Raw genomic sequence first — 13,022 nt, 5'->3', positions numbered from 1 at the left:
CTCTTCCAGCGCCTCCCCCTCAAACGTTTCTCCGTCTTCGCAGGCGATGTAATTGCGTCCCAGCATGCCAGGCTGGCAGATGCCGAAAGCCACAAAGTAGATTGTGTCACCCACCTTTGGCCGAACCGACCTGTCGATTATCGCCACGCCATCACACGTTGGAATGTGAAGCGTTTCAGACGGCCGCGAAGTGATCAGCACCGGACCACCGGCAGGTCGGAAACTTTTGTGGTATAGGCCGGCGAAAGCATCTCGCGCTTCATCGCCCATGTGTTCTGTATACCCTGCCCTGCGAACCATAGATTCCCCTTCCCGCTCAGGTTGAGACCATCCATCACGCGCATCAGCGCCTCGCTGTTGGCCTGTGGTTTGTTTTCATCAAACAGATTCAGCTGCGACACGCCTTCGCTGTAAAAATCGCCCAGCATCACGCCAGCCTTCATATAGCGGTGTCCTTCAAGCCAGATGCGATCGAGCGCTTCAATGGCCACCCGGATGATGTCGCGCGTGTCGTTGGTCGGCGTGAGCACCTTGCCTGTCGACTGGTTGCCATAGAAGACTTCGCCCACGGCATGAGGACTGGTCCGGACGAACACGGCTATCTGCGAGCAATACTGGCGCTCTCCGCGCAGCTTGCCTGCAGCGCGCGCGGCGAAGGTGCATATGGCTTCACGCATGTCGTCGTATTTGGTGATCCGGGAGCCGAATGAACGGGAGCAGACGATTTGCTGTTTGGTTGGCGCGAACTCTTCCAGTTGCAGGCATGGCTCACCGCGCAGCTCTCTGACGGTTCGCTCCAGCACAACGTTGAAGTGTTTGCGGATGGTGTAGGTGCTTTGCTCTGACAGGTCTTTCGCGGTCATGATGCCCATGGTGTTGAGCTTCCTGCTGATGCGCCGGCCAACGCCCCAGACATCCTCAACCGGTACCAGCGCCATAAGCTTGCGCTGACGGTCGATATTCGACAGGTCCAGCACGCCGCCGGTCTTCGTCCACTTCTTGGCGGCATGGTTAGCCAGTTTGGCGAGTGTTTTGGTCTGCGCTATCCCTACGCCTACGGTCAGGTGCGTTTCCTGCTTAACGCGCGCCCGGACAGCGCGGCCAAATTCCTCAAGCGGGTGGTTGCGCTGCATGCCGTCCAGGCACATAAACGCTTCGTCGATGGAGTAGATTTCCACGGCCGGCGCCATGCTCTCCAGCGTGCTCATCACGCGGTTGCTCATGTCGGCGTATAACGCGTAGTTAGAGCTGAATACCTGCACCTTGTGCCGGCGAAATTCATCCTTCAGCTTGAAGTACGGCGCGCCCATGGGGATTTGCAGCGCTTTGGCCTCTGCCGAACGGGCAATGACACATCCGTCATTGTTGCTCAGCACCACTACCGGCTTTCCCCGCAGATCGGGCCTGAATACTGTTTCGCAACTCGCATAGAACGAGTTCACATCGACCAGGGCAAACATCACACACCGCCATTGGGATTGAACACCTGAAACAGGCGCTCTTCACCGTCGGTTTTGGTGATGTCGCGGAACGTTGTGGTGTGCATCTCAATCCACTTATTGGCCGCCCGCAGCGTGTAATGCCAGTTCAGACGGTCAAGTTCTCTGATGAAGTCGAGTGTGCTGATGGTGTAGCGGCCGGCAGCGTCGCGTTTCACCGCCTGCCGGAAAGCAATCATGATTTCGTAGTCGCGTGGCATGGTCATTTACCTCCGTGATAAACACTGTATGGATAAACAGTAATATCGATCGGTAGAACTGATCAAGCTGCTGCGGTTGGGGTTTTTGTAAAGCCATTGGCGGGCATAGATATTTTTTCTCTCCTGCAGGCCAGGATTCTGCACCCTTTATACCCGTAAGGTGCTCAATCCAGAGCAAAAGATAAATTATTATCTATTCTCTTACAGACACTGCATGGTGGCGAAGCCAGCACGACTGGCATTCTGGGATTTCCCTTCCCTTTGTTCAGCGACATATCAGCGCCTGCCGGCCCTGTTCCTGTGCAGACACTCACCTCCCACGGCCTACTGTCCTGAAAACTTTTTCGTCAGACCTCTGACCAGCAGCGGATGGCAGCCCCAACGCCTGGAATTTTGCTGAGGATTTTTTAGTATTGGCCTGTGACCATCTGTGAAGGCAGATGCTCTGTCATACCCGTATTGAAGCAATGTTGGCTATCCCCCGGATACCTGCTGGGTCCGGGGCTTTTTTTACTTCTGATATCAGGTAAACCGTTTTGACGCCTTTCGCTGGCCGGCTTTTACTGACTGCGGCCCCATAACGTGCTCATTTTTGCGCCCGCATCGTTAATCTATATCTATTCTGACCCAACCCTGTAGTGTGGATGAGCCCGCCTGACTGGCATTCTGGATTACCCTTCCCTTTGAGCGAATTGATGCCTGTGTAACGCAGGCTTTTTTCGTCCTGACTCAGGCGACCGGCCGGCTTTATCGCATTTCACCCATACTTAAATCCTATAATTACAAAATCTTAACGGAAAGTTTTCATGCATGGATTATGATGAACGTGTAACACAGCAATGCTGCTGCGTTCGAGAGTAGTTTCCCTTTATTCCTCAGCCAGGTATGGCTGGATTAAGCTGCTCAACGAGACTAAGCCAACACCAGAGAGGTCTGGCTCGGACCTGATGCCGCCCGACGATCCGTTCGGGCTTTTTTTTACCTGTCGCCACGCATTTCAGACGGCAACATCTCCCCTGCTGCGGATATCCTGCCGCCCGACAGCAGGCATGCGCCGCCCGCGCTGAAGAGCGTACGCTACCAGTTCACAGCCGATGATTATCGCTCAGCGCCCGTGACAAATTGCCGGCCGGCCCGGTAAGCGGTAAACCTTGGTACCTCGCCGGGCGGGGCCTTACAGACAACACCTCCACGACGCCCACTATTACCAATGACCATGATAATCTCATGTACACGCGAACGGCCGATCGCTGGCAAGCGGATGCCATTTAATTTGTAACTCATACCAGGTGATTTACCTTTATTTCCGGTATCAGCGTAAGCAAGCACATGATCTTCATAAAAGGCAGGTTTTGTATGATGCCGGACGATCAACTTAAACTCCTGCCGGTTTTTTATGCACTCTGCGGTCAGCGTCAGATTTGATTCAAAGATGCGATCAAAGGTCTCGCCAGCAATTTTGAACAAAACATGTTCTCCCGCTTTGTCTGACCAGCTGAAGACCCCCTTCGGCAAGGTTACGCCACCGGACTGAACATTATATATATCTCCAGTAATCTGTTTCGCATCCAGCACACCCTCGATGGTGCAGCTGTCTCTGATACGAACCTTCTCAAGCTCGCCTGCGGTCGCCCGCAGGGTACCGCTGATATCAGCCTGCTTTGCTGCCAGCTTCCCGTCGGGCGTCAGGCTGAATGAAGGCGGTGACCCACCGCTGGTCAGACTGACAGCACGCAGATGCTTAATGAGTGCTTCCCGGAAGTAAATATCGTTGTGCTCAATGACCAGTGCAGGCACGGCATTCCCGTTTGCCGGATTGACGAAAGCCACGCGATCGGCAGCCATCAGGATTTGGCTTTGCATCCCCTCCGGTTTTTCCTCGATCCCCATGCCGAAGCCGGTCATACAATACTGGCCGTTTTTCATCTGCTCCAGTCTGACCGACCACTGCGAGTTCAGCCGCCCTTCCGTGTCCTTCCAGCTTTTCTCAATTTTTCCGATGCTTGCTGCACCTTCTGACAGCTGCGTCATTGTTTTCAGCAGGCTCTGGTCAAGATGCGTGTCGCTGATTTTTCCTTTATAAAACGCCAGATAATCGTCCGCTTTGTCGCTCGGACTGGCGGACTGTTCGGTGAAAGCAGATTTGCCCAGCGCGTTCACGCTACGGATATAGAAATGGTGAACATTGCCCGGCATAAGGCCGTCTTTTATCCAGCAGCGTCCTTCTCCAAGATACTGCGCCTGGGATTCGGCCTGTTGCGCGTCAGCGAGCCGGGTTCCGGAATACCAGAATTCATAACGCAGCGTGGCGTCATAAATCGCCTGATGCGGCACCAGCGAGACCTGAAAGTAGCCCGGCGTCACGTCGATGGAGACGGGTGGCTCGGGCGCGGCAATGGTGATGCCGGTCGAGGCTGGATCACCTTTCTGCCCGGCATCACCGATCGCGGTGACGGTTAACGTGTAGCGGCCGGCATCCGGCAGCGTGAAAAGACATTCCGGGCGTTCGGTTGCACAGCGGAAAACCAGAAGACCTGAGGCGCGCTCGCCGCGCGTCACGCGTACGTCAAAGCGCACGCTGCCGGTTGTCTGCAGGATTTCCCACAGTGCTGTGGCCTGAATATGGCCGGATGACACGTCCACACTTGTTCGAAGATGCCGGACAGCAGGCGGCAACATTCCGTGCACGCTGGTGGGGGCAGCCGAAAAGGATTTGCCGTCATCCACCCGCGCCTGCTTTTCCGGACAGTGCTGCAGCGCCGTTACCGCATATCCCCCGTTTTCGCTTTCCCGAATGGCCACGCAGCGGAACAGTCGCTTGCGCAGTGCGGGCTGTTTAAGCCCCCACACGCTTCCGGGGGCCACGCTGAGCGATGTCATCCCCTTGGGTAACGCATCCACCTGCACACAGTCGTGTTCAGTACGCCCGTGCACGTTGACAGTAAAAGGCTCGCCAGACTCGCTGATCAGATTAAGCGTTGCACCGCCCTCGCCTGAAAGTGATACGGGCCGGTCAAGACGGATGGTTTTCGTTTCCGGTACCACATCCACAATACGGCCGCCGACCGTGGTGCCGGCATAGTCGTTATCGCAGATTTCGAAGATGTCGCCAGGAATATGGCGCAGCCCTTCTGCGCCCACGCAAAAATCGGCGGTCTGGGTTTCCAGCAGCTCCGTCTGGATGATCCATAACCCGGTCCGGTGTGCCTGCCCGCGGCTGGTACACCCAAAGGCATCTATCTTCAGCAGGTTGCGTCCGTAACGCTTTATGGCCGCACTGTCTTCCACCAGCTCAACCGACGGCTGCCAGTTGTTATGGGGATCGATAAAACGCACTTCTACGGCGTTATGGCGGTCTTTCAGCGCGCTGAAGCTGTAATGGAACTGGCCGCCCGCCACGCTGGCATTGGTGTAGGTCCAGACAACATCTGAAGGGGCATCCTGAATAAACGTCAGGCGCTGACCGTTCCAGACGGGCATGCAGCGCATCATGGCACAGAAATCACTGATGACATCCCAGGCCTTTCTTTGCTGCGTCAGCCACGCGTTACACCGGATGCGCGGTTCCTTTCCGCCATATCCATCGTTCACGCTTCCATCACAGTATTGTGCGATGTTGTAAAGCGCCCACTTATCAACGTCCGCCATTCCCATACGCTGACCGAGGCCATAGCGCGGATGCGTCAGTAAGTCATAGAGGCACCAGGCTGGGTTATCTGACCAGGCTACAATGAAGTCCCCATTCCACGCTTCTTTTCCATAGCTGCGCGTTACGGGGTCATAATTATTCGGCACCCTGACCAGGCGTCCCCGCATCAGGTAATTGCGGTCCGCCCGCTGGTTGCCTGACTTGTCAGAGTCAATCTTCAGCCCCACGACGGCCGTATTGGGATAGCATTGACGGGCATCCGTGATTTCGCTGTATGAGGCCCAGAATGTCTTATTTAGCAGGCGAGTGTCTTTACTGTCCGGCGTAACGCGCGTTACGCAAACGTCAAAGGGCGCAGGGGGCAGTTCTTCGAGCACGACCGAGAACGCAAACGGTTCGTGCGTGCACCCTTTCACAGTGATCTCCTTTTCCGTTTTGGAGCCATGAGGATGCCGGATAAGGATCTTCAGGGTCACTGATGCATTACGCGTTTCTCCTTTCTTGTTGACCGAGAAGAGCTGGCGAACGCCCAGCGTCAGGCGAAGCCGGTTAATGTCTTTTCCCTCCACCGTGCGCGTAACGGGGTTGAGTGCGGTCACGTCAGCATTGATCAGCGTTTCCCGGGCCGAGGCCTCAAATCCGCCCAGCGGCCGCTGATCCGCTGATCCGGCATGAAAACGCATGCTGACGCCGGGGATATTGACCCGGCCATCCGGTCCCAGAACAGGTGTGCCGTTAACCAGTACGCTTCTGATGCCACTGACAGGACCGGCAATGGGGCCCTCACTGATCACATCAATAACACTCAGGACCTGAGATGATCGGAGATTATCGGGTCTGTCGTGCGGCGTTTTTTCGTGACGATGAAAAATGCTCATAACGACTCTCTTGTGAAATAAAAAACCCGCCGAAGCGGGTTTATTTGATAACTGTGAGCCAGCTAATTACGCGACGACCACCTTCATACCGAGTATTTTCGACAATCTGGCCAGGCCTTTCGCTGTAACAAGCACCTGCTCAATAATTTTCTCACTGCCATCCGGCCGTTCTATTACGATAACTTTATGCTCCAGCACGCCCGCCTGAATGCGGTCCTGATACGCCAGCCAGGCTTTTCCGCCAGGGCGGCGGTATATCCAGTGATTTTCAGACAACATTTTGAAAAGCGATTTCGGCTGAATCTGCAGGTGTTTGGCAGTGTCAGTAATGCACATGCTGCCGTGGGCTTTTGCGATGCGGTCAAGCGCCTCAACATCAGGTTTCATCTCTTCAACCCTGTGCTCAAGCGCGATGACTTTTTCACTGTACGACAGCAAAGTGCCACGAAGAAACGCGGCATCATTCAGCGCAGCCATGGGATCAAACTCCGGCTGACTCATTGCCTCCAGTTTGTCGACCAGTGAGCGACGAACCGCTTTTGACTCACGGGCAGCCACGCGAAGCGCCTGCTTGATGGACATGGTAATTACATCAATATCTGCGCCGTTTTTTCGACCTACACTTTTTGTGTAGGTCTCTCCATCCAGTTCATCAATCACTTTTTCGATGAATTTATTGTTGCGAACAGCCGGTTCGCCACACGTTTTCCTTGCGCCATTTACCATCTCAAGCAAAGACTGGCTGTTGATGGTTTTCTCCGTGACAACGGATCCGCGTACTGTTAAATTATCTGTTAGCATCGATTGATCCTTGGTCGTTTTAATTGATGTAGACCGCCAGCGCCAACTGGCGGTTTTTTCTTTTGCGCTGTTCTAAGCGCCAAACAATGATGCGTACTTCCCTAACCTCAGCTTGTCCAGTATCCGCCAGTCGCGGTCAGCCTCCCCTGAAATATCAATATGCAACGTTTCGCGCTCGAGCATGGCGCGGGCATTGTTGAGGGTATCAACGTACAGATGCGGCATCGCGCTGAATTCAGCGGCAAGTCTGTGTTCAGCCACTCTGAGCAGCGGCGCAATATCTGCAATATTCCCCAGCATGTTCACTGAATGACTCCATAGCAGGCAGAGAGTGCGCAGCTCCTCATCCTTGAACTGTCTGGATGGAACCTGTTTCATTTCCTGTTGCTCCAGAATATCCAGCACCCAGCGGCGGAACTCTTTAGCTACCGGCGTGCGAGCGAAAATAGCCAGCAAATGAGCGCCACGAAGCGAGAAAATACGCACCTTTTTGCGGTAATTTCCTGAGGTCACTGATTCAATGACCTGAGTCATACCGCTGGTGAACTCGTCAGAGTTTTGATTGAAAAGGTTAGTGATCGATTTGCCGCTTCTGTACTGAAGAGCCGCAGCAATGTCTAATGAAGTGAGCCAGATACCACTCAAGTTAGCCACCGGTACGATAGCGTTGCCCTGGAAGTTAAATTCTGATTTAGTTAGAGTGTTCATATCGTAAATTCCTTGCTGGGGATTTTCGGTTAAAGGAGCCCGACGGTCTGACCACCGTTGGGCTTCTATCATTTTGGGCACTTAATGCCCTGTCTCTCTGCATATTGCATAATTGCCCTTACCGACTCCTTGCTAAAAGAACGATCTTCCTTTTTCGCCTACTCCTCCATTGCTCGCTCAAACCGCTTAGGTGTGCACAGCTTTTTACTTTCATAAATCCTCCACTGCATGAGGTATGCATACATATTATTTTGGTACGCATTGCTAGTCAATGGGTACGCACATACTATTTACTCATAGCGCAGCGCCCGCATCTTTGGCGAAGGATTGAACATGTCAGAACGAAGATACAGACACCCTCAGGTAAACCTACGGTTGCCCGATGAATTAAAGGAACAAATTGCAGAACTTGCCGCTAAGCATGGTCGATCAATGAACGCAGAGATGGTCGAGGCAATTTCTTTTTACATTCGCATCAGTAATGATGTTGCTCAAGATCCAGCTGTTCTGGAGAGGGAGCAAATCACATTACAAACGGAAGATGTGAAGAAGCTAATGAACAACATAAAAAATAGCGTGATTGAGCACTTACTTGAGAGATATGACCTAACGCCAAAGTCTCCAAGCGTTAAAAAAAAATCCTGACATGACACTTATCAGTATCTTATGCAGGATAAAAAACACATAAAAGTGGGCAACATTTAGTGCCCGATAACAATGACTTTGCCTTCTCCGCTCATATCCCGGGTGGCAATTTCCTGAGATATCACGCGAGACCCCACCCGCATTTCTCCATACAGGACCGGTACCGGCGCGCCCTGTGCTGTCATGTTATCTGTGCCTGAAAACCAGGTACTTTTGTCATTCATGGCCGATGCGCCCGCCGGTCGGGGTGCCAGCAGCTGAGCGGCCCCGCCCAGCATCAGGCTGGCCCCCAGCGAAAAAGCCGCTCCGCTCAGCGAAAGGGTTGTCGCGCCTACCGTCCAGGCAAACGCATTCAGGCCTGGAATAAATGACGCCGCAATGAGCGCAGCGCCTGCAAAAAGCTGAAGCAGGCCGCGACGGGAAGCGCCCTGCAGCCGGGGTACCAGATGAATCACTGCGCCATCCGGAAGCCTTTCGTGCAGGCGGGCATGGAGCGTGTCAGCATCTGCATCGCTGCCGGCAATACGCACCTGATAAAGTCCTTCGCTGAACAGGCGTCTGAACTCACCGGACTGCATCACCAGTGCATGCAGCGCTTCTGCAGCGGTTGACACATGCAGATCAATGCGCCTGCCAGACCTGGCCAGACTGCCGTAGAGGCATACCCTTACTGGCCGCGTCCTTTCGAAGGGATATTCAGCGGGATGCATTTTCATCTCCAAAACAATAGATGTTGTTACCGCAGACCAGCCACCAGCTGCAGGCACTGTGCCTCATCGCGGCGCTGTCCGCAGGACTCAGTTCAGGTGGCCCGTGTGGATGGCTGTGAACCAGCGCGATGATCGTGCCGGCAGCAGAAATGCTCAGATACTCTTCAGGCGTAATCAGAAAATGCCGGCTGGGCTCCGGGGATGCGTTAGCGCAGGGGCGGTACTGGCAGCCGTCCGGTGTCAGGATGACCAGACCGCAACACTCCTGTGGATGACACGCCCGGGCGTGAGCGAAGATAGCCTCTGACAGGTGCCCGACGGAGGCTGCATTTTGTGTCGATATCATTCTGTAGAGTAAGCGTTCAGTGAGAGAAAACCGCCAAAGCGCCCGATATTATTTCGTTGCCGGCAACCTGCCGCACAGTTACCACAGTGATCAGGCGTGTCATTGCTTGTGGATTGCACAGGCTTGTGTTTATCACGTGGCCGGGTATACCCACAGTCTTTTGACAAATATTCCCACGGGCAAAGGTCGGCCAGCATGATGCGCCCGGGACATACCAGGCCGTCGGTTTCCGTCGGCACGGCCAGAATGAACCGGGCCGTCAGGGAGGTAAGTTCAGCGAGTTGCTCAATGATATACCGGCTGACCACTTCCTGCTGCGGATCGGCCCAGGGATTGCCGAGCCTGAAATTCCCGGCGTCCAGAAAACGCGCGCAGACGACACGACGTATGACGGTTGCCCCCACCAGGCTCTGATGCGCTTCAGCCAGGCCGGTCACGATCCCATACAGATTCGACACCACGAGTGACGGCCGTGCAGCCGCTCCCCTGCCGTTCATACTGCTCTCTTCGATTCTGACGGGATAAGGACGGTAGCGCCGCTTTTGCCAGAGAACGGCTTTGCCACATTCGTTCTGCTCGTTGCAGAAAAAATAGCGTCTGCCGCCTGTCGCAGTCAGATCGGCTTCCCACAGATCGATCCGGGCAGAAGGCGCTGTCCGAATCAGTTCGCTCAGAGTCTGAGAAGGAAGGGTATTCATCGCTGTTACCTCATGCCGGAACCTGTTCAAATTCGCCGGTTAATTCCGTACGCGTTGCCAGCCTTACGATTGACCAGCTCCTGCAGACAAAGATGCCGGTTGCCGGCTGGCCGGGAGGTTGCCATTGAAAAGCCTGGGTTCCCTTGTGCCGGGTAAGAAAACCCTCCACCGCCTGCATAGCGGTGTGAGGACCTGACAACATAATGGTGTAGCGGCTTTGTATCGCATTCAGGCCCTCTGCGCGCCGCTGCTCATACCCATCACCAAAACGGATGGTCTGTACACGCGGCTCACGCGCTGCACGCATGCCCGGCCTGACCTTCCAGCCAAATGTTTCCATCACGCACGGCCTCCGCTCATCATGCCGCCGTCACGCTGCTGCTGCAGGAAGAAATCCTTCGCGCCCTGACGCCCCATCTCGTACATCATTCTGGCGGCCTCCGGCCCGAGCTGCCCGTTGCGGCCATCGTTGTGAATGGTCACGTTAAAGGTGGGGGCGTATTTCAGACCGGCCCCTGACATCCTGGCTACCACGCCAAGCTTACCGTCAGCCCCGCGACGCAGGGGAAAAATGCCTTCCGGTCCGGCTTCACCCATGACGCCCGCCCCCTGAGCAAAAGCAAACAGTGTGGGGGTACGCACCACCGTTCCGCTGAAGGCGCGAAGCCCCTGAGAATGAAAAGCGCCCCCCTGCGCATGAAATGACAACGCATGTTGCTTAAGCAATCCGGCGAAAAAATCCACGCCCCTGACCAGCGTCATTTTCATCAGGATCTGGGTGAGCATGCTCAGAACGTTTCGGGTAAAGTCGCGAAAACCGGCCTTCCCCTCGGTCAGCAGGGTACTCAGCTGTGCACTTAACCCATCAAGCGCTCTGGATGATGCCTGTTTTACCTGGCTGTTGGCATCGAGTGCCGCATCACGGTACTCCGCCCACGCGCCTTTTGCGCCCGCCAGCCAGTCGGCCCGCAGCTTTTCTTCCGCCAGCCAGGTTTTTTGCTGCGCCTTTAGCACCGCAGCAAGCATATCTGGCGCCTCTGCATAGGTAGCACCGAGTCGGGTAACGCTGGCATGCTGCTGCGCCTCACGTGCCGACAGACCGTGTTCAAGCGCCGCGATTTCCGCCTGCCGCGTGCGCTGGCGCTGCTGCTCCGTAAATTTTACAGCCTGCACCTTAAGCTGATTCATGCGTTCCTGAAGCGCAACTTCATCCCCCATCACGGCCAGTTTTTCCTGCTGAAGCAGTACGCCGGCTTTACCGGCAAGCAGGGATTTTTCCTCATGGGTCAGCTGGCGTTTTTGTGCGGCTTCCTCAAGAACATGAAATTTCGCCTGGGAGGCCCAGAGGTCTTTACGCTGCTGGCTGACAAAACCGGCTTTCTGATGCGTCTTCAGAGCCTGTAGTCGGGCCTGCAGTGCCAGCATGTCAGCCTGCGCCCTTTCGCCTGCGAGGGCTGCCGCGGACGGCTGACGTATGCCTTTTCGGCGGCCTGCAGCAAGGGAGTCATAGCGCTGTTTTTCACGGCGCATCGCCTCCTCTTTAACCTCGCGTGACGCCCACGAGTAGCGAATAACTGACAGCGCGCGCTGGTGTTTTTCCTCTTCCGTTTCGTACTGTTTTTTCAGGGCCTGGTCAGCATCTAAACGGCGTTTTTTACGGATTTCCTCATCCTGTGCGGCTTTGTCCCGCGCGGCCTTCAGGTCACGCTGAAATTTCTGTTCTTCAAGCCCGGACAGCCGATCCCTGTCCTGCTGCGTCACCGGAACCCAGGCTTTGCCCAGTGACCGTCCGCCAGCGTGAATCTTTGCGTTCAGTGCAGCAATCTGGTCTTCAAGTGAACGTTCCCGCCCGATGCCCAGCATGGCATCCCAGGTCCCTGCGGCAGTCTCTCCCAGCCATTTCCAGGTTTTTTCCAGCGTGCCAAGGTGCTGCGCCACCTCATCGCTGCGAAGACGCAGCGTGTCGGCGTAACGATCCATCGCCAGTGTAGCCGCCTCGGTTTCCTGTCCCTGCTCAGCCAGTCGGGAGATGTTTTCGAGTTCAGTAGCAGTCAGAAAGTGAAGGGATTTATCCAGTTCCCGGACAGCAGTGACGGGTGTGTCCTGAAGCCGCGCAAACTGCCGGATAGTCTCTTCGGTGGCCTGCCCGGTCACCGTTTTTAGACGGGCCGCGACGTCAGCGACCTGCCGGAGGTGCTGCCCGTTAAATAAACCCGAGCCGGTGACTTCCGCCAGCACAGAAGCCGCGTCATGCTGCGTAATACCGTTGCCCGCCAGAGAGCGGCTCATCGCCTGAAGCGCTGAGGTCGTCCGGGCGGCATAGTGGCCGGTGAGGATAAGCTTCCTGTTAAAGGTCTCTGCTTCCTGACTGCCCTGATACCAGGCTCTCCCCAGTCCCCAGACAGCAGCGGCAATACCGCCCACCATCCCGGCTATGCTCAGACCGCGCAGGGTCATCAGCTTTTCTATCCATCCGGCATTATTCGCAAGCGTAATGCCGGAGCCACGAAGTGCCCCAAAATTGCCCCGCGCCATTTCGCCAAACAACACGCCAAGCTCGCGCCGCGCCGCCGCACTTTCCAGTCCAAGAGAGTGCGTTTTCTGACGGGCCGACTCCAGCTTACGGATATAGATTTCCGCCGCGTCGCCCAGCCCCAGCTGTGCCGCGCGCGTTCTCAGCATCTCCTCACGTGAAAGCCGTTGTGTGGCCAGCTGTGCCTTGAGCTGGCTGAGAAAGCGGGCTTTTGCCTGCGTGGCCTGCACTTCAGCGCGCGAAGCGGAGCAAACCTGCTGCGCAGTGCGCCCGGCCTGCTGCCCCGCGTTTTTCAGCTGGCGTTCGACCCGGCCCATTTGCTCGTGAAACCGGGCAGTCTCAGCCCCAAGGTTTA

The 13,022-nt window shown here is 55.5% G+C and carries 11 protein-coding genes; 1 reads left to right on the top strand and 10 read right to left on the bottom strand.

What is annotated here, in order from left to right; translation table 11 throughout:
* Positions 1–194: 194 nt before the first annotated feature.
* From umuC to ERD80_RS05565, 5 genes are all read right to left on the bottom strand, one after another.
* The gene (gene umuC, locus ERD80_RS05585; protein WP_136546122.1) at positions 195–1,460 is read right to left on the bottom strand and encodes a translesion error-prone DNA polymerase V subunit UmuC; all 1,266 of its coding nucleotides are present in this window, start codon (positions 1,458–1,460) and stop codon (positions 195–197) included.
* Positions 1,460–1,699, bottom strand: a complete 240-nt coding sequence (locus ERD80_RS05580; protein ID WP_058771615.1) for a hypothetical protein — start codon at positions 1,697–1,699, stop codon at positions 1,460–1,462. The genes umuC and ERD80_RS05580 overlap by 1 nt, the downstream gene beginning before the upstream one ends.
* A gap of 1,098 nt (positions 1,700–2,797) precedes the next feature.
* Positions 2,798–6,226, bottom strand: a complete 3,429-nt coding sequence (locus ERD80_RS05575) for a host specificity protein J (RefSeq protein ID WP_136546120.1) — start codon at positions 6,224–6,226, stop codon at positions 2,798–2,800.
* A 66-nt stretch (positions 6,227–6,292) separates the two neighbouring features.
* Entirely contained in the window at positions 6,293–7,027 is a 735-nt protein-coding gene (locus ERD80_RS05570) for a phage antirepressor KilAC domain-containing protein (RefSeq protein ID WP_136546118.1), read from the bottom strand.
* Positions 7,028–7,099: 72 nt separating this feature from the next.
* Complete coding sequence (locus ERD80_RS05565; RefSeq protein WP_238561745.1) at positions 7,100–7,735, bottom strand: Bro-N domain-containing protein; 636 nt, start codon at positions 7,733–7,735, stop codon at positions 7,100–7,102.
* Between the two features lie 333 nt (positions 7,736–8,068).
* Between ERD80_RS05565 and ERD80_RS05560 the strand changes: the two genes are divergently transcribed.
* Positions 8,069–8,380, top strand: coding sequence for an Arc family DNA-binding protein (locus ERD80_RS05560; protein ID WP_136546114.1), 312 nt, complete (start codon positions 8,069–8,071; stop codon positions 8,378–8,380).
* Between the two features lie 56 nt (positions 8,381–8,436).
* On the opposite strand, the gene ERD80_RS05555 is transcribed toward ERD80_RS05560, so the two are convergent.
* The 5 genes from ERD80_RS05555 to ERD80_RS05535 are packed head-to-tail and all read right to left on the bottom strand — an operon-like array spanning position 8,437 to position 12,684.
* Entirely contained in the window at positions 8,437–9,090 is a 654-nt protein-coding gene (locus tag ERD80_RS05555) for a tail assembly protein (RefSeq protein WP_136546144.1), read from the bottom strand.
* On the bottom strand, positions 9,077–9,436 hold the full coding sequence (locus tag ERD80_RS05550; RefSeq protein ID WP_136546112.1) for a C40 family peptidase: 360 nt from the start codon (positions 9,434–9,436) through the stop codon (positions 9,077–9,079). The genes ERD80_RS05555 and ERD80_RS05550 overlap by 14 nt, the downstream gene beginning before the upstream one ends.
* Positions 9,433–10,134: a phage minor tail protein L gene (locus ERD80_RS05545; RefSeq protein WP_136546110.1), complete on the bottom strand. Its 702-nt coding sequence runs from the start codon at positions 10,132–10,134 to the stop codon at positions 9,433–9,435. Before ERD80_RS05545 ends, ERD80_RS05550 begins: the two co-directional genes overlap by 4 nt.
* A 10-nt stretch (positions 10,135–10,144) precedes the next feature.
* Positions 10,145–10,474: a phage tail protein gene (locus ERD80_RS05540; RefSeq protein WP_136546142.1), complete on the bottom strand. Its 330-nt coding sequence runs from the start codon at positions 10,472–10,474 to the stop codon at positions 10,145–10,147.
* Positions 10,474–12,684 (bottom strand): phage tail tape measure protein, encoded by a 2,211-nt coding sequence (locus ERD80_RS05535; RefSeq protein ID WP_248295830.1) that lies wholly within the window; start codon positions 12,682–12,684, stop codon positions 10,474–10,476. Before ERD80_RS05535 ends, ERD80_RS05540 begins: the two co-directional genes overlap by 1 nt.
* Between the last annotated feature and the right edge of the window lie 338 nt (positions 12,685–13,022).

This window comes from Pantoea sp. R102, assembly GCF_004916815.1.
In the GTDB taxonomy this organism is placed as follows: Bacteria; Pseudomonadota; Gammaproteobacteria; order Enterobacterales; family Enterobacteriaceae; genus Pantoea; species Pantoea dispersa.
The sequence above is the reverse complement of the archived record's forward strand: the minus strand, read 5'-3'. Positions and strand labels throughout refer to the sequence as shown.

Coding starts and splice junctions, on each gene's coding strand:
- ERD80_RS05565 (WP_238561745.1), bottom strand. CDS start 7,735: ATGAACACTCTAACTAAATCAGAATTTAACTTCCAGGGCAACGCTATC.
- ERD80_RS05575 (WP_136546120.1), bottom strand. CDS start 6,226: ATGAGCATTTTTCATCGTCACGAAAAAACGCCGCACGACAGACCCGAT.
- ERD80_RS05540 (WP_136546142.1), bottom strand. CDS start 10,474: ATGGAAACATTTGGCTGGAAGGTCAGGCCGGGCATGCGTGCAGCGCGT.
- umuC (WP_136546122.1), bottom strand. CDS start 1,460: ATGTTTGCCCTGGTCGATGTGAACTCGTTCTATGCGAGTTGCGAAACA.
- ERD80_RS05555 (WP_136546144.1), bottom strand. CDS start 9,090: ATGCATCCCGCTGAATATCCCTTCGAAAGGACGCGGCCAGTAAGGGTA.
- ERD80_RS05550 (WP_136546112.1), bottom strand. CDS start 9,436: ATGATATCGACACAAAATGCAGCCTCCGTCGGGCACCTGTCAGAGGCT.
- ERD80_RS05560 (WP_136546114.1), top strand. CDS start 8,069: ATGTCAGAACGAAGATACAGACACCCTCAGGTAAACCTACGGTTGCCC.
- ERD80_RS05580 (WP_058771615.1), bottom strand. CDS start 1,699: ATGCCACGCGACTACGAAATCATGATTGCTTTCCGGCAGGCGGTGAAA.
- ERD80_RS05545 (WP_136546110.1), bottom strand. CDS start 10,134: ATGAATACCCTTCCTTCTCAGACTCTGAGCGAACTGATTCGGACAGCG.
- ERD80_RS05570 (WP_136546118.1), bottom strand. CDS start 7,027: ATGCTAACAGATAATTTAACAGTACGCGGATCCGTTGTCACGGAGAAA.